The organism is Kordiimonas lipolytica, from assembly GCF_001550065.1.
Map to the genome: position 1 here is coordinate 35,071 of NZ_LRUB01000033.1, position 19,114 is coordinate 54,184.

Annotated in this window: 21 protein-coding genes; 17 read left to right on the forward strand and 4 right to left on the reverse strand. The window is 56.7% G+C overall.

The window, feature by feature from the left end; translation table 11 throughout:
• Positions 1 to 10 precede the first annotated feature (10 nt).
• From KORM41_RS17365 to KORM41_RS17420, 12 genes are all read left to right on the forward strand, one after another.
• Complete coding sequence (locus KORM41_RS17365) at positions 11 to 1,474, forward strand: AMP-binding protein (protein ID WP_068151242.1); 1,464 nt, start codon at positions 11 to 13, stop codon at positions 1,472 to 1,474.
• Between the two features lie 25 nt (positions 1,475 to 1,499).
• Positions 1,500 to 2,372, forward strand: a complete 873-nt coding sequence (locus KORM41_RS17370) for an amidohydrolase family protein (protein WP_068151422.1) — start codon at positions 1,500 to 1,502, stop codon at positions 2,370 to 2,372.
• 31 nt (positions 2,373 to 2,403) lie between these two features.
• Entirely contained in the window at positions 2,404 to 3,549 is a 1,146-nt protein-coding gene (locus KORM41_RS17375) for a LysR substrate-binding domain-containing protein (RefSeq protein ID WP_082720030.1), read from the forward strand.
• Between the two features lie 181 nt (positions 3,550 to 3,730).
• Complete coding sequence (ligA, locus tag KORM41_RS17380; protein WP_068151249.1) at positions 3,731 to 4,132, forward strand: protocatechuate 4,5-dioxygenase subunit alpha; 402 nt, start codon at positions 3,731 to 3,733, stop codon at positions 4,130 to 4,132.
• Positions 4,132 to 4,971 carry a class III extradiol dioxygenase subunit beta gene (locus KORM41_RS17385; protein ID WP_068151251.1) on the forward strand — a complete coding sequence of 280 codons (840 nt, stop codon included), beginning with the start codon at positions 4,132 to 4,134 and terminating at the stop codon, positions 4,969 to 4,971. The genes ligA and KORM41_RS17385 overlap by 1 nt, the downstream gene beginning before the upstream one ends.
• The gene (locus tag KORM41_RS17390; RefSeq protein ID WP_068151253.1) at positions 4,971 to 5,915 is read left to right on the forward strand and encodes a Gfo/Idh/MocA family oxidoreductase; all 945 of its coding nucleotides are present in this window, start codon (positions 4,971 to 4,973) and stop codon (positions 5,913 to 5,915) included. The genes KORM41_RS17385 and KORM41_RS17390 overlap by 1 nt, the downstream gene beginning before the upstream one ends.
• Positions 5,912 to 6,904: an aldo/keto reductase gene (locus KORM41_RS17395; protein ID WP_068151257.1), complete on the forward strand. Its 993-nt coding sequence runs from the start codon at positions 5,912 to 5,914 to the stop codon at positions 6,902 to 6,904. The genes KORM41_RS17390 and KORM41_RS17395 overlap by 4 nt, the downstream gene beginning before the upstream one ends.
• 37 nt (positions 6,905 to 6,941) lie before the next feature.
• Entirely contained in the window at positions 6,942 to 7,640 is a 699-nt protein-coding gene (locus KORM41_RS17400; protein ID WP_068151259.1) for a 4-carboxy-4-hydroxy-2-oxoadipate aldolase/oxaloacetate decarboxylase, read from the forward strand.
• Positions 7,640 to 8,731, forward strand: coding sequence for a 4-oxalomesaconate tautomerase (locus KORM41_RS17405; RefSeq protein ID WP_068151262.1), 1,092 nt, complete (start codon positions 7,640 to 7,642; stop codon positions 8,729 to 8,731). Before KORM41_RS17400 ends, KORM41_RS17405 begins: the two co-directional genes overlap by 1 nt.
• Positions 8,728 to 9,606: an NAD(P)-dependent oxidoreductase gene (locus KORM41_RS17410; protein WP_068151265.1), complete on the forward strand. Its 879-nt coding sequence runs from the start codon at positions 8,728 to 8,730 to the stop codon at positions 9,604 to 9,606. The genes KORM41_RS17405 and KORM41_RS17410 overlap by 4 nt, the downstream gene beginning before the upstream one ends.
• Positions 9,603 to 10,625 carry an amidohydrolase family protein gene (locus KORM41_RS17415; RefSeq protein WP_068151267.1) on the forward strand — a complete coding sequence of 341 codons (1,023 nt, stop codon included), beginning with the start codon at positions 9,603 to 9,605 and terminating at the stop codon, positions 10,623 to 10,625. Before KORM41_RS17410 ends, KORM41_RS17415 begins: the two co-directional genes overlap by 4 nt.
• Positions 10,626 to 10,627: 2 nt before the next feature.
• Positions 10,628 to 11,524, forward strand: a complete 897-nt coding sequence (locus KORM41_RS17420) for an amidohydrolase family protein (protein WP_068151270.1) — start codon at positions 10,628 to 10,630, stop codon at positions 11,522 to 11,524.
• 29 nt (positions 11,525 to 11,553) lie between these two features.
• On the opposite strand, the gene KORM41_RS17425 is transcribed toward KORM41_RS17420, so the two are convergent.
• The 4 genes from KORM41_RS17425 to KORM41_RS17440 all read right to left on the reverse strand — a co-directional run bounded on the left by KORM41_RS17425 (position 11,554) and on the right by KORM41_RS17440 (position 14,752).
• Positions 11,554 to 12,162 carry a hypothetical protein gene (locus KORM41_RS17425; protein ID WP_068151273.1) on the reverse strand — a complete coding sequence of 203 codons (609 nt, stop codon included), beginning with the start codon at positions 12,160 to 12,162 and terminating at the stop codon, positions 11,554 to 11,556.
• Between the two features lie 52 nt (positions 12,163 to 12,214).
• On the reverse strand, positions 12,215 to 12,643 hold the full coding sequence (locus KORM41_RS17430; RefSeq protein ID WP_068151275.1) for a nuclear transport factor 2 family protein: 429 nt from the start codon (positions 12,641 to 12,643) through the stop codon (positions 12,215 to 12,217).
• Complete coding sequence (locus KORM41_RS17435) at positions 12,640 to 13,242, reverse strand: class I SAM-dependent methyltransferase (protein WP_068151277.1); 603 nt, start codon at positions 13,240 to 13,242, stop codon at positions 12,640 to 12,642. The genes KORM41_RS17430 and KORM41_RS17435 overlap by 4 nt, the downstream gene beginning before the upstream one ends.
• A 73-nt stretch (positions 13,243 to 13,315) precedes the next feature.
• Positions 13,316 to 14,752, reverse strand: a complete 1,437-nt coding sequence (locus KORM41_RS17440; RefSeq protein ID WP_068151280.1) for an alpha/beta hydrolase family protein — start codon at positions 14,750 to 14,752, stop codon at positions 13,316 to 13,318.
• A 215-nt stretch (positions 14,753 to 14,967) separates the two neighbouring features.
• On the opposite strand from KORM41_RS17440, the gene KORM41_RS17445 reads away from it, so the two are divergent.
• The 5 genes from KORM41_RS17445 to KORM41_RS17465 all read left to right on the forward strand — a co-directional run bounded on the left by KORM41_RS17445 (position 14,968) and on the right by KORM41_RS17465 (position 19,104).
• Entirely contained in the window at positions 14,968 to 15,561 is a 594-nt protein-coding gene (locus tag KORM41_RS17445; RefSeq protein WP_068151283.1) for a TetR/AcrR family transcriptional regulator, read from the forward strand.
• 130 nt (positions 15,562 to 15,691) lie between these two features.
• The gene (locus KORM41_RS17450) at positions 15,692 to 16,390 is read left to right on the forward strand and encodes a hypothetical protein (protein WP_068151287.1); all 699 of its coding nucleotides are present in this window, start codon (positions 15,692 to 15,694) and stop codon (positions 16,388 to 16,390) included.
• 5 nt (positions 16,391 to 16,395) lie between these two features.
• Positions 16,396 to 17,406, forward strand: coding sequence for a hypothetical protein (locus KORM41_RS17455; RefSeq protein ID WP_068151290.1), 1,011 nt, complete (start codon positions 16,396 to 16,398; stop codon positions 17,404 to 17,406).
• Positions 17,396 to 18,529: a hypothetical protein gene (locus KORM41_RS17460; protein WP_068151293.1), complete on the forward strand. Its 1,134-nt coding sequence runs from the start codon at positions 17,396 to 17,398 to the stop codon at positions 18,527 to 18,529. The genes KORM41_RS17455 and KORM41_RS17460 overlap by 11 nt, the downstream gene beginning before the upstream one ends.
• Before the next feature lie 14 nt (positions 18,530 to 18,543).
• Positions 18,544 to 19,104: a hypothetical protein gene (locus KORM41_RS17465; protein WP_068151297.1), complete on the forward strand. Its 561-nt coding sequence runs from the start codon at positions 18,544 to 18,546 to the stop codon at positions 19,102 to 19,104.
• The last annotated feature ends 10 nt before the right edge of the window (positions 19,105 to 19,114 follow it).

The window sequence follows — 19,114 nt, forward strand, 5'->3', positions numbered from 1 at the left end:
GAGCGTCCTGATGGACTATGTGCGTTTCCACGCGCAGCTTCATGGCAAGAAGCTGGCTGTCCATGATCTGGTCTCAAACCGGTCATGGACGTATGCCCAGTTCGATGGCTTCATTGCGGGTGTTACCGGCTACTTGGCTGCAAAAGGCGTCGGAGAGGGCGACCGTGTCGCCTGCCTGTCAAAGAATTGCGCTGACATCATTGCGCTGCACCTTGCCTGCGCGCGCCTGGGGGCGCTGTTTGTTCCCTTGAACTGGCGCCTTTCCGAAGCTGAAATCGCTGCCCTGATTGAAGACTGCGAACCCAGTGTCATTTTCGGTGATGAGCTGGCCGAAGAACTGGGCGTGGACGCGGAAGACATTAGCCAGCTCGAACAAAAAGGCGAAAAGGCTTCCCAGGGTGCCGGATGTGTGGGGGCAGGGAATCTTCCTTCGTTGATGCTCTATACGTCCGGCACCACCGGCCTGCCGAAAGGCGTGATGCTGAGCGAAAACAATCTCACCGAGACAGCGATCAATTTCTCGCTTCTGGGTGAGGTGGACGCAGACAGCAGTTTCCTGTGCGAATCCCCGATGTTCCATATCATCGGCATGGTCACGTCGGTTCGCCCGGCTTTCCTGATGGGCGGAACGGTGGTGGTATCAGACCGGTTTATCCCGGAAAAGACTCTGGATAAGCTTTCTGATCCTGACCTCAAGATCACCCATTATTTCTGTGTGCCGCAGATGGCGGTGGCGCTGCGGGCGGCAGAGAATTTCGACCCGGACCGTTTGCGCAACATGAAAGCCATCTTCACCGGCGGTGCCCCGCACCCGGAGGCGCAGATCAGGGAATGGCTGCAGGATGATATCCCGATCGTTGACGGCTACGGCATGAGCGAAGCAGGCACCGTTTTCGGCATGCCGCTTGATAAGAATCTGATCGACCGCAAGGCTGGATGTGTGGGCATCGGCACGCCTCGCCTGCAGGCCAGATTGGTGGACGCTGAAGGTAACCTGGTGGCACCCGGTGAAGCGGGTGAGTTGCAGCTCAAGGGGCCGAACATCACATGCGGTTACTGGCGCCGTGAGGCCGATTTCGAGGCAACGCTGACGCCGGACGGCTGGTTCCGCACCGGCGATATCCTGACACAGGACGCTGACGGCTTCTATAAGGTGACAGACCGCAAGAAAGATATGTTCATTTCGGGTGGCGAAAATGTGTACCCCGCCGAGGTCGAAGCCTTGCTGATCAAATACCCCGGTATTGCAGAGCTTGCGGTTGCCGGCGTGCCGGATGACCGCTGGGGCGAAGTGGGGTGCCTGTTCTATGTGCCGAAGGCAGGTGAACTGGCGCTTGCGGACATCGAAAAATTCCTCGATGGCAAGCTCGCGCGCTACAAGGTGCCTAAACGGATGCTTGCCATAAAGGAATTGCCGCGCAATGGTGTTGGCAAGGTGTTGAAGCACGAGCTTCGGCGCATGGCTGCAGACTAATGGATAAGGTGGAGTGTCCAGCGTGATTGACCTCGAAAAAACAGTCGCAATCGATGTCCATGTTCATGCCGAGGTATCCTGCACGGACCCCGAAGACCCAGTGATGGGCAAGTTTTTCGATGCTGCCTCCGCCTATTTCAAGGCTCCGCGCCAGCGGCCGACCATGCAGGAAACAATCGACTATTACCGCAAGCAGAATATGGCCTTTTGCCTGTTCACGGTGGACTGCGAAGCCGGGCTTGGGGCGAAGCGCATACGGAATGAGGAAATCGCAGACCTTGCGAACGCCAATTCTGACGTGGTTATACCCTTTGCCTCCATTGACCCGCACAAGGGCAAAATGGGCGCGCGGGAAGCCCGTGACCTGATCGAAAACTACGGCGTGAAGGGCTTCAAGTTCCACCCGCCGATGCAGAATTGTGACCCAGGCGACCGTATTGCCTATCCGATTTACGAAGTGATCGCGGAATATGGCCTGCCCGCCATTTTCCATACCGGCCATTCGGGCATGGGAACGGGGCTCAGGGGCGGCGGCGGCGTGAAGCTGAAATACGGCCAACCAATGCTGGTTGATGAAATCGCCGCAGATTTCCCCGATATCGATTTCATTCTGGCGCATCCCAGCTGGCCCTGGACGGACGAGAGCCTGTCGATGGCGCTTCATAAGGCGAATGTCTATATTGACCTCAGCGGCTGGTCGCCGAAATATTTCCCGGAACAGATCATCCGCTACGCCAACACGCAGCTGAGCCATAAAATGCTGTTCGGGTCAGATTTTCCGCTGATCCGCCCCGATGCCTGGATCGAGGCAGCGAAGAAGGTTGGCTTCCGGGATGAGGTCATGCCGGGGATTTTGAAAGATAATGCCGCCAAACTGCTTGGGCTGGTGAAGGCCTGACAAACAGACGAATGAGGGTACCACATCGTTCATGTCAGTTATCTGGACATTGAATTTAAGGCATTTGCAGGCGCTGATCAGGGTGGCCGAAGTGCAGAGCGTGTCAGCGGCGGCTGATGCCGCCAACCTGACCCAGCCAGCGATCACAAAGGCGATCGCGGGGATTGAGCGCAAGCTGAACTGCAAACTGTTTGTGCGCATGTCTGATGGCATGCAGCCGACTGAATGCGCGACGATCCTGATTAGGCGGGTGAAGCGGGCACTGGCATTCATATCCAACAACAAGGTTTCCCTCACCCACATGCGGGCCCTGATCGAGCTTTCCGAAGCCGGCAGCTACAAGCTTGCCCAAGTGCGAACGGGGCTGGCTGCTTCAGCGCTCCATCGGTCGGTGAACGACCTGTCTGCCATCCTTGGCTATAACCTGGTGAAGAAGGTCGGGAACCGCATCATCCTGTCGGGGCAGGGCAAGCGATACTATAATCGCTGCAAGCTTGCGAAAACGGAACTGGAGACCGGCCTCTATGAGGTGCAGGGGCATCAGGGGCGCTGGGCGGGCCTGATCCGGGTGGGCGCCATGCCGCTCTCAAGGGCAAAACTGTTGCCTGCGGCCGTCAGTGCGTTCCACAAAATTCATCCAGACGTGCGCGTCTCGGTGATGGAAGGATCGCGCGCGGAGCTTTATGACCCTCTGTGCAATGGTGATCTGGATTTCCTTCTGGGGGCCCTGAGGCCCGAAGTGGAGGCGGGTCCGGTTGAACAGGAGCTTCTGTTTTACGACAAGCCGGTGATTGTGGCGCGCAAGAATCATCCGCTGGCAGGGAAAAAGAACCTGCGAGAGGCGGATTATGCCAAGTATCCCTGGATCGTTGCCGGCGCCGGAACGCCCATCAGAAAGCTGTGGGCCGGGCTGTTTTCAGAGGGGAACCTGCCGCAGACGCCCGTCGAGTGCGGGTCTATCATGACGATCCGCGAGCTGTTGCTGGAGGGCGATTTCCTGTCGCTGGTATCAAAGGATCAGCTTCGGGCGGAACTGGAGCTCGATTGGGTATCTATTCTGGACGTGCCGGCCTTGTCTGAGCAGAGGCCCATTGGCATTACAACGCGGGACGATTGGTTCCCGTCGCCCATACAAACGGATTTCATTCATCTGCTGAGGGGAGCTGTAAATCAATAATTCTAATTTAGTTATATCATTTTTTAAAACGAATTAGACTTCATGGTGTGAATTTCTAGAATGGGGGCGAGCTATTGGAAGTATGGCATTTCCTCATTTTCATGAGTGTTTCGGCGGCGGGTGTATCTCAAGCGCCGCTGTGTCGGACTTTCTTCCTGCTGACATATGAATGGTGAAAAGAATGACAGATATTCATGAGTACCTGGAGGAGCTGGAGGATATTCCCGGAACCCGGGTTTTTACCGCAGCGCGCGCCCGCAAGGGGTATTGGCTTAATCAGTTCTGCATGAGCCTGATGAAAGAGGAAAATCGGGAAGCCTTCCGCAAGGATGAGGCAGCCTATCTGGATAACTATCCGATGACCGCGGAACAGAAGCAGGCAGTGCTGGACCGCGACTATAACCGGGCGCTGGATCTTGGCGGCAATATCTATTTCCTGGCCAAGCTGTTCTCTAGCGACGGCAAAAGCTTTGTGCAGGCGGTCAGCACGATGACGGGTGTTTCAGTTGAAGACTATCAGGCGATGATGCTCGCGGGCGGCCGGTCGCCAGAAGGCCTGAGATCGAAAAAAGGTGGTTACTGATGGCGAAGTTAACAGCAGGTATTGCAACCAGCCATGTTCCGGCGATTGGTGCCGCGATTGATCTGGGTAAAACCGAAGAAGATTATTGGAAGCCGGTCTTTGACGGCTACCGGTGGACGCGTGAGTGGCAGAAGGAACAGGCGCCTGATGTGGTGATCCTGGTGTTCAACGATCACGCCAGCGCATTTGACATGAACATCATCCCCACCTTTGCAATCGGCTGCGCGGAAGAATTCCAGCCGGCGGACGAAGGCTGGGGCCCGCGCCCGGTACCCAAGGTAGAAGGCCACCCGGACCTGGCATGGCATATCGCCCAGTCCTGCATCCTGGACGAGATGGACATGACCATCATCAACCAGATGGATGTAGACCATGGGCTGACAGTGCCGCTTTCGCTGATCTATGATCAGCCGAAGGCCTGGCCCGTGAAGGTGATCCCGCTTGCGGTGAATGTAGTGACCTACCCGCCACCAACTGGTAACCGCTGTTGGGTGTTGGGCGAAGCGATCGCCCGCGCGGTGGAAAGCTTCCCTGAAGACCTGAATGTGCAAATCTGGGGCACGGGCGGCATGAGCCACCAGCTGCAGGGGCCGCGTGCCGGGCTGATCAATGCGGAGTTCGACCAGGCCTTCCTTGATGACCTGACGGCAGACCCTGAACGCCTCAGATATTTAGCCCATAAGGAATATCTGGTGGAAAGTGGCTCTGAAGGTATTGAAATGGTGATGTGGCTGATCATGCGGGGTGCGCTTGGCAAGAATGTGCGCGAGCTGCACCGGCATTATCATGTGCCTGCATCAAATACGGCCGTTGGCCATATTGTGTTGGAGAAAGAGTGATGAAGGTAATTGTTGCTGGTGCCGGTGCTTTCGGTGAAAAGCACCTGGATGGCATCAAGAATATCGATGGTGTGGAAGTTGTGGCCCTTGTGGGGCGCGAGATAGGAAGCACGCAAAAGGTGGCCGATGCCCACGGTATCGCCACTGTAACCACAGACCTGCAGGAAGCGCTGGACCTTCCCGGCGTGGAAGCGGCGATCCTGTGCACGCCAACCCAGATGCACGCGGCGCAAGCCATCCAGTGCATGAAGGCGGGCAAGCATGTGCAGGTGGAAATCCCGCTGGCCGATAGCCGTGAAGATGCCGAAGCTGTGCTGAAGCTTGCTGAAGAGACAGGTCTTGTCTGCATGGTTGGCCACACGCGCCGCTTCAACCCGTCGCATCAGTGGGTTCATAACCGCATCAAGGCTGGCGAGCTTTCGATCCAGCAGATGGATGTGCAGACCTATTTCTTCCGCCGCACCAACATGAATGCGAAGGGCGAGCCCCGTTCCTGGACCGACCATCTGCTGTGGCACCATGCCGCGCACACGGTTGACCTGTTCCAGTATCAGACCGGCGAAAAGGTGGTTCAGGCCAACGCAATTGAAGGCCCGCACCATCCTGAGCTTGGTATCGCGATGGATATGTCCATCCAGCTCAAGACCGAAACCGGCAAGATTTGTACGCTGTCGCTGTCGTTCAACAACAACGGGCCGCTTGGCACCTTCTTCCGCTATATCTGCGATAACGGCACCTATATGGCGCGGTATGACGACCTTGTGGACGGTTATGAGAAGCCGATTGATGTGTCGAAAGTGGATGTTTCCATGAACGGGATCGAGCTGCAGGACCGCGAGTTTTTTGCCGCGATCCGTGAAGGGCGTGAGCCGAACTCATCGGTTCAAAAAGTCATGCCATGCTATCAGGTGCTGGACCAGCTTGAGAAGCAGTTGCAGTCATGACAGCAGGGTTTCGTTCCATAGGTTTGCATTCGCTGAATCCGGTTGGCCTTGGTTGCATGAACGTGAGCCATGCTTACGGTGTACCGCCAACCGAGGAGCAGGCCATCCGCCTGCTCAATGAAGCGCTGGATGCGGGCTACAATCACTTTGATACCGCCCGCCTTTACGGCCTTGGCGGCAATGAAAAGCTGGTTGGCAAGGCCGTATCGCATCGGCGGGACGAGTTTTTCCTGGCGTCCAAGACGGGGATCATCATCGACGGCAAGAAGCGCTATATCGATTGCAAACCTGAAAGCATCAAGAAGGCGATTGATATCAGCCTTGAAAGCCTCAAGACGGATCATATCGATCTTTACTATCTTCACCGGCGCGATTTCCAGGTGCCGATTGAAGAGTCTGTTGGCGCGCTCAAGGATGCGATCGACGCCGGGAAAATTGGCGGATATGGCCTCAGTGAAGTGTCGGTAGACACGCTGACGAAGGCGCATGCAGAACACCCGATGCTGGCGCTTCAGAATGAATATTCCCCCTGGACGCGGAATGTGGAACTGGGTGTCTTGAAGGCCTGCGAAAAGCTGGGTGTTGCGCTGGTGGCCTATTCGCCGGTTGCGCGCGGCGTGCTGGCGGGCGGTGTTGATGACCCAACTAAGTTTGCGGACAAGGATATCCGGATATCCATGCCGCGCTTCAATGCGGAAAACTGGCCGGTGAACGCCAAGCTGGCGAAGGCTTTTGACGCGATCGCTGAAGAGCAGGGCGTGACATCAGCCCAGCTTTGTCTGGCGTGGGTGCTGTCGCGCGGGTCGCATGTGCATGTGATCCCGGGTACGGCCAATATCAACCACATGAAAGAAAACATCGCCCGGTGGGAATGGCAAATTCCGGCTGCCGTGGCCGAGCAGATCGACCAATTGATCAATCAGGAAACAGTGGCAGGGCACAGATACCCGGAAGGTATCCGGCCAACCATCGATACAGAAGATTTCTGACAGGGGATTTCTGATCAGGGGCTTCAGGAGACTGACTATGAGTGTTGTGGTTACGAACATCAAACGCGTGGAAGACGCCATCATCCAGCAGTATCTGGACAGTGACCTGGGCGTCGCCACCGTGCATGAAGCGCAGGGCCGGAAGGGGCTTTTGGCCGCAAATATCAACCCGATCCAGACGGGCAGCTTCATCGCGGGTAATGCGGTGACCATCAGCGCGCCACCGTGCGACAACTGGATGATCCATGTGGCGGTGGAGCAGTGCCAGCCGGGCGATATCCTGGTGCTGGCGCCAACGTCGCCGTCTGACGCTGGCTATTTTGGTGACCTGTTGGCCACGTCGCTGATGGCGCGCGGCGTGCGCGGCCTGGTGATTGACGCGGGTGTGCGCGACACACGCGACCTGCGCCAGATGGGCTTCCCCGTTTGGTCAAACTGCGTGTTCTCACAAGGCACGGTCAAGGAAACTTTGGGCAGCGTGAATGTGCCGGTGGTGTGTGCCGGGCAACTGGTGAACCCGGGCGATCTGGTCATTGCCGATGATGACGGCGTTGTCGTTGTCGCGCGCCATGAAGCCGAAGCTGTTCTTGAAAAAGCCAAGGCCCGGATCGCCAATGAAGAAGCCAAGCGCAAACGCCTGGCAGCGGGTGAACTGGGCCTGGATATCTACAGCATGCGCGAGCGGCTGGCCGAAAAAGGCCTGGTTTACGTTGATCAGGCAGGCTGGAAGGGCTGATGCTGCGATCCTTCAAGGCCACACTGATGCGGGGCGGGACCTCGAAAGGACTGTTCATCCACCGGGATGAGCTGCCTTCGGATTCTGCGCAGCGCGATCAGGTCTTGCTGGCGGCCATGGGGTCGCCGGACCCACGCCAGATCAATGGTGTTGGCGGGGCGCACCCGCTTACGAGCAAGGTTGCCGTCATTGGTCCGTCGAGCGAAGACGGCATTGATGTGGACTATCTGTTCCTGCAGGTGGTGGTGGATAAGGCTGAAGTGTCCGACAGCCAGACCTGCGGGAATATGCTGGCGGGCGTTGGCCCCTGGGCGATCGAACATGGCCTTGTTGCAGCGCAAGAGGGCGAGACCAAGGTCACCATCAAAATGGCCAACACAGGCGCGATCGCAGTGGCCTATGTGCCGACGCGCGATGGGCAGGTAGTCTATGAAGGCGATTGCTATATATCTGGCGTGCCTACACCCGCGGCCCCCATTCCGCTTGATTTTAGGGATGTTGCCGGGTCTTCATGCGGTGCGCTTTTGCCGACCGGGAATGTCACTGACACCTATGACGGTGTGGATGTGACCTGCGTCGATAACGGCATGCCGGTTGTTGTGCTCCGCGCCGAAGACTTCGGCCTGACCGGCAATGAAAGCCCGGCGGAACTTGAAGGCAATACAGCCCTGAAGGAACGGATTGAGGCCATACGCCTGCAGGCGGGGCGGGATATGAATTTGGGCGATGTGGCCCAGAAGACTGTGCCCAAAATGTCGTTGGTGGCCGTGCCCACGTCCGGTGGGTATCTGAACAGCCGCACTTTCATTCCGCACCGGGTTCATGAGGCCATCGGGGTGCTGGGCGCCGTCAGCGTAGCCTCCGCCGCCATGATCGAAGGATCGGTGGCTTACGGCTTGGCCGATCAGTCAAAAGCGGGTTCCGGCCAGCTTGATATCGAGCACCCGACCGGCTTTTTCTCGGTCGATGTTGTGGTTGAACCCACTGCTGACGGCTATGAAGCCCGCAAGTCCGCGCTGATCCGCACGGCCATGAAGCTGATGCAGGGGGACGTGTTCGTGCCCGCAAGCTTGTTCGGAGGGGCGGCATGACAAGGATCGCGCTGATCGGTTTTGGGGAAGTAGGCCAGACACTGGCTGAAGACCTTGTCGGGCTCGGCCACAAGGCGCTCACGACCTATGATATCCAGTTCCCGGATGCTGCCAGCAAACCCAGCAAGGCCATGCCAGACCACCCGGCGGTGACTGGCTGCAGGTCGGCTGCAGACGCTGTCGCGGACGCTGATCTGGTCATAAGTGCCGTAACCGCGGAACGGACCGGCGAGGCCGCGGCCAGCTGTGTGGGGTATATGAAGCAGGGCGCCTGGTTCATGGATGTGAACAGCGCATCGCCCAAGACCAAGGTCGAGGCCGCCATGGCGGTCAACGACGCAGGCGGGCGCTATGTCGAGACATCGATCATGTCCCCCATCGGGCCAAAGCGCATAAAGGCACCGATGCTGGTGAGCGGCGATCACGCGCTGGCGTTCACCGACGTGGCGCACAGCCTTGGCTTCACCGGTATTACCTTTTTCTCTGCCACATACGGCCAGGCTTCGGCGGCCAAGATGTGCCGCAGCGTGATCGTGAAGGGCGTTGAAGCCCTGGTCACAGAAGCACTGGCCTCGGCGCATCATTACGGCGTGGAGGACACGGTGATAAAGTCGCTCGGCGACCTGTTCCCGGGCCTCGATTGGCCTCAGCTTTCCAGCTACATGATGTCGCGGGCTCTGATCCACGGCAAACGCCGGGCGGAAGAAATGCGCGAGGTTGCCAAAACCGTGGCGGACGCCGGCATGGAACCGCTGCTGAGCGACGCGATCGCGAAGCGGCAGGACTGGTCAGCAGCGCTTCAGGTTGACCCGTCCGATATGGCGCTTGCCGAACTCCTCGAAACCATCTCATCCAAGAAAGAAGGTGTCTCATGATTATTGATTGTCATGGCCATCAAACCATTGTCCCACAGCCGCATCTGGATTACCGGGAGCAGCAGAAGGCCCGGTTGAAGGACCCAAGCCTGGCGAAGCCCGCGGCGCCCGAGATGAGCGACGATGAGATCCGCGAAGGCATCGAGGCCAACCAGTTGCGGCTTTTGCGCGAGCGCGGCCACGATATGACGATCTTTTCGCCGCGCGCATCGCGGATGGAACCGCATGTGGGGGACGCCGACACGTCCCTTGACTGGTCGGTCGCGTGCAACAACCTGATCAAACGGGTGATGGACCTGTACCCTGATACCTTCATCGGCGTGTGCCAGCTGCCGCAGACGCCGGGCGGCACCATGGATAATTCTATCAAGGAGCTTGAGCGCTGCGTGACCGAGCTTGGTTTCGTGGGCTGCAACCTGAACCCCGACCCCTCCGGCGGGCACTGGAACAGCCCGCCACTGACGGACCGTTATTGGTACCCCTTCTATGAAAAGATGGTGGAGCTGGAAGTACCCGCGATGATCCATGTGTCGGGGTCCTGCAATCCCACCTTCCACGCCACGGGGTCATACTATATCGCGGCAGATACCAACGCCTTCATGCAGTTCCTGGAAGGAGACCTGTTCAAGGATTTCCCTGAGCTGAAGTTCATCATCCCTCACGGCGGCGGCGCGGTGCCGTACCATTGGGGCCGCTATCGTGGGTTGGCGGACATGCTGAAGAAGCCGTCGCTGGACACCCATGTGATGAAGAACATCTATTTCGATACATGCGTTTATCACCAGCCGGGCATCGACCTTTTGTTTGATGTGATCGATATCGACAATATTCTTTTCGGTTCCGAAATGGTTGGTGCTGTGAGGGGGATTGACCCGCAAACCGGTCGCTATTTCGATGACACGCGCAGCTATGTGGATGCGCTCGATCTTTCGGACGCAGACAAATACAAGGTGTTTGAAGGCAATGCCCGCCGGGTGTACCCGCGGCTGGATGCCTACCTCAAGTCTGTCGGGAAATAAGCATGGCAGGCTACACCAAAACCGAAGGCTGGCTGGATTGGCACCCAAACCCCACCAAGCCCACGTACCAGCCGCCGGCGGGCGCCGTTGACGCGCATTGCCATGTCTTCGGCCCCGGCGACCAGTTTCCCTTCGCGCCGGAACGCAAATATACGCCCTGCGATGCCTCCAAGGACCAGCTTTGGCACCTTCGCGATTTTCTCGGGTTTTCCCGCAACGTGATCGTGCAGGCCACCTGCCACGGTGCCGACAACCGCGCGCTTGTGGACGCGCTGGAGCATTCCGGCGGCATGGCGCGTGGTGTGGCGACAGTGCGCCCGGACGTGACAGACGCGGAGCTGGGCGCGCTTCACGCCGCAGGCGTGCGCGGGGTGCGGTTCAATTTCGTCAAACGCCTGGTGGACACGCCGCCCACAGGGCCGCTCATGGAAATCGCGCACCGCATCAAGCGCCTTGGCTGGCATATCGTGATCTATTTCGAGGCCGCAGACCTTGAAGAATATTATGATTTCTTCTCGTCCCTGCCCACCGATGTGGTGGTGGACCATATGGGCCGCCCGGATGTAGCCAAGCCGGTGGACGGCCCTGATTTCGCGCTGTTCCTGAAGCTGATGCGTGATAACGGGAACTTCTGGTGCAAAGTGACATGCCCCGAGCGGCTGACGCTCGCAAGTGGCCCGCCGCTATACGCAGACGTGATCCCCTTCTCCAAAAAGGTGGTGGACCTGTTCCCGGACAGGGTTCTGTGGGGCACGGACTGGCCGCACCCGAACCTCAAGTCCCATATGGTCGATGACGGCCATTTGGTCGACATCATCCCCCACATCGCGGACACCGAGGAAAAGCGCCATAAGCTTTTGGTTGATAACCCCATGCGGCTTTACTGGGGCACTGCCTGACTGGCCAGCCTTAAAAGGACCGCAGAGAGTTATTCGCCGCCCACCAGGCGGCCCATGAACTCGCCATACAGTTCATAGGGGCCAGTTGACCCTACCGGCCTTGAAAAGTAGCGCTTTCGGTATGTGCCGAAGGAAAATTCCACGACTTCCTTCTTTTCCATCACCTTGCCTTCAAGGGGCGTGGAAACATAGGTGGTCACATACCGCCAGTGCCCTTTTGCGTCCGGCGGAGAGAATTCGTTGATCGCCTCTTTGGTGCCAACAACTTCCTTGCCGTTTTCGTCCTTCATCATGAACACCCAGAAGGGCGCCTGATAATGCCGGGTGAAAGCAAAGCCGCCGTAATCATGATGGTCTGAAAGCGCCCCGACCCGCGTGATGGTCAGATTGATCGGGTTGCCGATGCGCCATGCGCCCGTCTCTGGGTTTTTCAGAAGTTCGGTGCCAAGCCATGTGCCTTCCATGCTGGCGAGAATTGCCTTGATGTCAGTTGATGAGGGGGCAGGGCTCTCCTCGCCCGCCACCGCAGCACCTGAGGCAAAGTAAGCCGAGATGCACAACATGAAAACATAACGCAAGGCAATATCCCGCAACCGCCCCCTGCCAAAGGCTGAACCGTTCAATTTTTTCCCGATCATACGCTTTTCCTATTTGCTGTTCGGGCAACCACGCCCCGTTGACGTGAGGACATCATTTTTCCTTGTACCCTGATACATGTGACCCGATTGCTCTCCAGTGCCCATTTTCCTTTATGAGATAGTTGCTGGATTTATATTTGTAGGTGTCGGTGGCCCCTGTCCCATCAACCACAGCAAACTTGCCGTCATAAATTTCCAGGCGCTCAATGGTGTAGCTGAAATTGCTTGGCGTCCAAGCGTGCTTTGACACGAACTCAATTTCACTTTTTCTGTCAGAACGCCGCCCCTCGTTATCAATCATTTCAAACGTTGGATGAAGGATTTGGCCGAGCAGATCCGTATCCTGTGTGCGGTAGGCTTGAGGCCAAAGTACCGTCTTTAAATGTCTCAACGTGGCCTCATCGCCGGAGGTTGCCCAAACAGGGCTCCATCCAGCCAAGTGCGTCATAGCGATGGCGATAAGTATTGCGTATGCCCTCATTTTTCTTTCCTTTCGGCCGTCTGTGTGTGGTGTTCCATGGTGTCCGCTCCCTTAATGGCTGTGCCTTGATACATATAGTCCAGCACCCTTGGCGCATCCCCCATATGATAGGTTTTCAACGTTTCAATCTGCATGCCTGCGGCGGTGATCAGGTCATCTATCCTTCGATTGCAGTGGCACCCGTCGCTGATAAACTTCTGAATGGGGTTCCACCTGTTCTGCCACTTGCGGATGCTGCTTTCCGGGCTCAGCCCGTGTTCCAGAAACGTAAAAGTGCCACCGAGCTTCAAAACCCGCCGTACTTCCAGCAGCGCGCCCTCAATGTCCGCGAGGGAACAAAGCGTCATATGGGAGACAACGCAGTCGTAACTCTGGTCCGCAAAGGGCATGTGCGCCGCGTCAGCAAAGTAAACCGTGACATTGATATCCGCTCCGGTGATGCGCCTTGATGCCCTCTTCAGCATTTCACCGCTTTTGTCGACCGCAGTCAGGCTCCGGATGGTACCGGGGTAATACGCCAAACTGTGTCCACAGCCGAAACCAATTTCCAGAACCTCGCCATGCACATGTTGCAGGCTTTCCTTTCTGGCCGCAGCCATCGCGGGGCTGTCTGCTGAGTGATCCTGCAGCAGGGGGAAAAGTTTTCGTCCGATAGGGCCAAGAACCACAAGGTTATTCCGTTATCATCCCGCCGCAGGGTGACTTTTCGCAAAGCCACTCGGCTATGCGCGACAGCACATCGGGCCTTATGGTCTCATCCAGGGCAGCATATTCTTCTGTCAGGCCTGTGTTTGCTGACTGGAACATGTGGTTCGCGTCTGCAAAAATTGCTGTCTCCACGGCGACAGAGTGAGACCTCAGGGCGTTTGCTATGCCCATGACGTTCTGTTTCGCAGGAACCAGTGTATCCTTGCCGCCACCCAGAACCAGTACAGGGGCGCGCACGTCCGCCCAGTAATCCAACGGGTTCGTTTCCAACAAAGCCCTGAATGTATCGTTTGAGGCAAACCCCACATTCAACGTGCCTTTGCTGCCGCCCCATTTGGTGACCGTTTCAGCGGCTCGCGCAGACAGGCTTTCATACAGGGCTTGCAGGGCTGTGGCCCTGGCGCCAGCACCATTGACCGCCAGGACGGTGTCATAGAACCGCTCGCTGAAGTCGCGCAGGATAGCCAGTTCCTCTTCCGTCGCGCCCTTCATTGCCGCCACTTTCTGGTCTTGCTGGATCAGAACCTCGCGCACAGGCAAGCCGGGGCCGGCTAACGAAACGATGGACTTAATCGGTGAAGTGCGGCCTACCATGGCTGCAACCATGCTGCCTTCGCTGTGGCCGATGAGATGGATATTTTCCCTGGCCACATATGGCTGGTTCATCAGGAAACCCAATGCGGCTGCCGTATCCCGGTGAAAATTGTCAATGCCCGCCTTCTGGTAATCGCCGGAAGATTTCAACACGCCCCTTTTATCCATGCGCAAAACAACGAACCCGCGCCGGGACAGATAGTCCGCCAGCACCAGGAAGGGGCGGTGACCAAAGAAATATGAATCGCGCTGATTGGGGCCGGAGCCAGAAATCAGCAGCACAGCAGGATGGCGTCCGGCTTTGGCTGGGACTGTCACTGTGCCAGCAAGCCACACATTGTCGGCCTGGTTTTCAACGCGCACCTCGGAAGACGCATAGCCAACTTCTGCGGTGGGCGTTTGGGGGCGGAGCGCTTCCTGCAGGGCCGCCACTTTTCGCAGCCTGAGGTCGAAGCGGCTATTTCCCTGATTGAAAACAGCGGCAATGGATTTTCCGTCTTCCTCAAGCAGTCCAGATATTGAAACGTCTGCGGAAGCCAGGACAACAGTGATCCTGCCGTTCAGGTATGTCAGCCTGCTTACAGACATATAGCGCACGCCTTGATCAAGGCTGGCGACATTCGCGCCCATCTGGCCATCAGCTTTACGGAAGACTTCAAGCCCGATGCGGAATGTCGGCCCATCAGGAACCTGCATGTCGCCCTGCCAGGCCCCGGTAATGTCATCCATCGTCTGCATTGCCGCAGCCGGAACTACCGCCCATAGCAGAAGAACCGCGGCTACAGCGTTCATCATCATTTTATACATATGTTTCCTCATTCCTGTCGTGTGTAGAGGGAGCATTTTTGCTTCCCATTTATTGTTTGCCGCATCATTACCGACATATGTCGGTAATGTCAAATCGTTTGCCACACCGCTTGTTGCGGAGCACCGAATGCCTGAAAAAAGCAATATTTTTCATTGTATTAGGTGGCGCCGCTTTGTGCTTGCAGTAACCGACACATGGCGGTTATAACCGTCTTATGCGGACTCGACTCGCCAAGGAAGACAGAAAAGCAAACATCGTGGTGGAGGCAAAAAGCCTCTTCCAAACCCTTGGTTATGGCCAGACCGAAATGGAGGATATCCGCAGCGCCTGCGGTATCTCCCGCGGCGGGCTTTATCATCATTTCGCCAACAAGTCGGCCATACTGGATGCTGTGGTGAAGGCAGAGGTTTCAGACCTTGTCAGCAGCATCGAAGGCGAGGCAGACCCTCTGGTGGCCTTGTTGCGCAACGGGTCGGTTCACTTGGGGGCGCAAGAAGGGCTGTTGGCTGCCTTCAAGACGACGGAGGAGAAAAGGGCGTATCTATCGGCTCTGGACCAGGCGTTTTCAGAAGACCTGTTGCCTGTGCTGGCGGCAGGGCTCGAACCGCTCGTCGTCTCTGGCGCACGGGCGGATCATGTGGCGGAGCTTTTCGTTACGATCAATGCGCACATAAACCGGCGTGTCCTCATGGGCGGTTGGTCTGACGCGGAAGCGTCGCACTTCGCTGCGACTGCCTTGATGGCCCTCACGCCGTTCCTGAAGGCACCGGTTGCGATTAACGAACTGGCCCAAACGTTAAGGGGGTAAGGCTTCACGGCGAGTACCTGGGCTTCAGGTGTGGGAGAACGGTCAACACCGGTAACGGCTTTATAGACTTGATGCGGGAAGATACTACCCCTAGAGTTGATATTCGGGGAAAACGGCGTGTCACCATTTGATGAAGCAGCATTCATTTAAAGCATTTCTGTTGATACTGGTCGCAAGCTTCGGTGCGCGAGCCGAAAGTGTGACTGTGCTGGACCTGACAGAAAGATTGCGCGACGAAGTTCCTGTTGCCGGGGAGGTCATAACGGGAGCCATGCTGGAGACGTCGGCTTCCGTTCTGGATACCGACATGCTGTTTGCCTATTTGCCGAAAATGGACGGCCTGGTATGCGCGAAAATTACGTCTTTTGAGGGACGCTACACCGCCTCCATAAAATACTCTGTCACGACCGACCGGCAGGGGTGGTACCAGCTGCCCACCAGCGACAAGCATAAGGCCTCGTTGGAAGGCTATGCGGGCGGCCAATTGGTCGTCAGGGTTTACACACCCAGCGACAATAGCTGTCTGAACGCAGTGTCCTATTTCTGGTCCCGCTGGGGGGCAGTTGTAAGCGATGCTGCGGCATACAGGCTGTATGTCAATTCAGGCAGGTACCCCACTTTCCTTCGGGCTGATGGGGAGAAACCCACGGTTACCAACTGTGTGCCCATCAAGGGAACCAGGAATTTCGCGTTTGATAGTATGTGTCAGGTTTCGTTGGGTCATGCGGAACCGTTAAATGCAACGATCCTGCGACGAAAGAGGGGACAGTTCCTGCCCCCGATCAGCTTGAGTCTGCCTTATGTTCCCTCAGAAATTCAGAAGGAATAGGGCGTATGGTGCTTGAGCTTTCTGGCGACGATGTAGAGCGCATCGTAAAGAATAAATTTCAGCGGCTCCTTTTGCCGCTTGTCTTGATCGCGCTACCGGTGATTATTTCACTGGCTATCCTGTCTATCGGGTGGGATATCAGCTTTTCGGTCACGGCAAGAACCGAAGTAATCACGATTGATGCTGCCGGTGAAGCCTTGCCCGAATGGACGATAAAAGACGCGCGCCTTGAGGAATATACAATCGATCCTTCGGTGGATGGGGGAATGGCTCCCGATATTCGGCAGCTCAGCGGTACCCTGGCAATCGGGCGCGGCGCCTATGTCCGGGTTGAATATGCAGGGCGCGACTTCGTCTATATTGACGTGAGTTCGTCGAACACTGAACCCGACACGTCCATTGCAACCTTCCGCGATGGCGAGACAGGAACGTCTGAATTTATCAGGGATGGGTTTTCGCTCAGGCTTTCCGTTAAATCGGATGGCTCAAAGGTGCTTCTGCCGATCGGTGGTGTCCTGACCGTCGGAGATATCGTTCACCTTCAAGGGGCTGCGGATCAATATATTCTGCAGGAAGGAAGTGTTGAAGGGGTGGCCGAGGAGGCCGTTTCAGATGGTCGTTTCGTCGCTGTGGAGGCCGAAGTAGATCCGGGCGACGTGATTTCTTTCTGGAACGCCGTAGATGATCCAGCCACCAGTATCGGTTTTCTGGAATTTCGTCACGGCAGTTCAATGCTTGCCCAAATCCTTGGCAATGCAGCGTGGGTTAAAGTGGACCGCCTGGGGTCCGACGGATATAAAATTCAACCGACGCTGTGGGACCGGGTCTCGAAAGACCAGTTTTTCCAGAAATCTGCCTTAATCTATTCCGGATTGGTGCCGATATTCCTCAGTTTGCTGATTTATTGGTCTCGAACAAAAATTGCGTCGCGGTCGGCTCCGCGCCCCAAACGCATAGAAGAGGCGAAGGCTAAACCAGAAGCGATCAAGGAGCAGGCAGAGCCGGATGAGACTTAGCTTTCTAATATTCGCTGTGTTGTTGTCCATGGTCGGCATAGCGGTGCAGGCGCAACAGATTGTGGCCGTTGAGGGTGATGGCCAGGGGCAGGGCGTTTTGCGTGGCTATAATGCGGAATGCTATCTGATCACGCCTCAGCATGTCGCTGGGTTTGCGCCCCAGTTGCGCGTTTTGGACCAGCGCCGAATGGAACAGACCGCAGTTCTGCAGGCCACGTATGAGCCTGACATTGGCCTGGCGATGATTGACAGCAAGGCGTCGCGCTGTTCGGAAAACTGGCCGGACAGCCGGTATCTGCCGCCACTTCTGCCTAAAATGTCAGAAGGCATATTGCTTTCCCGCAATAATGACGGCGGCTTGCGCCGACGCTTCATGAATATCATCGAATTCAATGACCGCTGGATTTACGTGCGCCCCTCCAGTGGCGGCGATGAACTGTTCCAGGGGCTTAGTGGCAGCAGTCTCGTTGTTGGCGATCACCTTGCGGGGATGCTGCTGCACATAGACTTTGAAGACGGCACCGGTGCAGTGCTGCGCCAGGACTATATCGATGCCATGTTGTCCACACGGTTTGGCTATGGCTCTTCCGGCCGGAATGACAGCGGCTCCAACAATCTGCTGTTTGATGAAATCGGGCGGGAGAATGGGTGGCTTGTTGCGACGCCATCCTCGCGGAAGGGGGATGCTGTCAGGGATGCTGACCACCTGAAGCTGCGGTTTACAGGCCGTGGTGACGGGCAGGCGAATGTACAGATATCGCAGACAGTGGCAGTGCCGACGCTTTCAGGGCTGGTCATCAGCTTCGACCTGAGCGGTGAGGCCTATTTCAGTGACCTGGAGTTTGCCGGATACACGTTCGATTTGCTGACTGAAGGTGGGAAGCTGATAAAACGGCTGTATGCTTCAGCCGACAGCTATTATGCACCCAAGGCCGACAACAGTCATCAGCTGAACTGGCGGTTTGGCGAAACAAGGATCAGGCTGGATCAGGTGGCCGGGGCCCTGAACGGTCAGGATGTCAGCGCCGTTCGCGTGTCCTTCCATATTGAAACACCACGTGGCGAAACTTGCAGGCAATGTGAGCTTCGGGTAAAAATGCCAGTAATGGTTTATGAAAAATAGCTATAGGGGGAGTTATGTTGCTTAAGGGTCTCGCAGTTATTGGCCTGCTGGTCACCAGTTCAACAGCATTGGCACAGGACAAACGAATTGATCTCAGCTGGGAATGGGAGCTGCCCGTTCGTTGGGCTGAATACGATAGCAGTGGCGCGTTTTATGAACTCCGAACGATTAGCGACCCGGAGAAATTTCCCGGCAGCATTTCGGCACGTCGGGCGACCATCCGGCGCGATCAGCTGGAGGTGATCTTCGTTGTTCATAACCAGTCCGATCGCTACACCTGCTTTTTTGTAAATGGTGACAAAGACACTGTTCATCTGGATGATGATTTCGGTAATGAATACAAGGGAGCAACCCTGATCCTGAATGATGGGCAGGATGCAAAACTGGCCCCGAACCAGCGAAAGAACTTCAAGCTGCGGATGCCGGCGCCAAGCCCGGATGCGCTTTCGGCCAACTTTCATTTTGGTTTCCTACATGCTGTGATGGAGCATAATTCGGGCCAGTGCCCGGATCCGCAGATCAATTCCTATTTCCAGCATAAGCTCAACGTGGACGTCAGCAGCTGGCGGAATTAGAGGCTGAGCT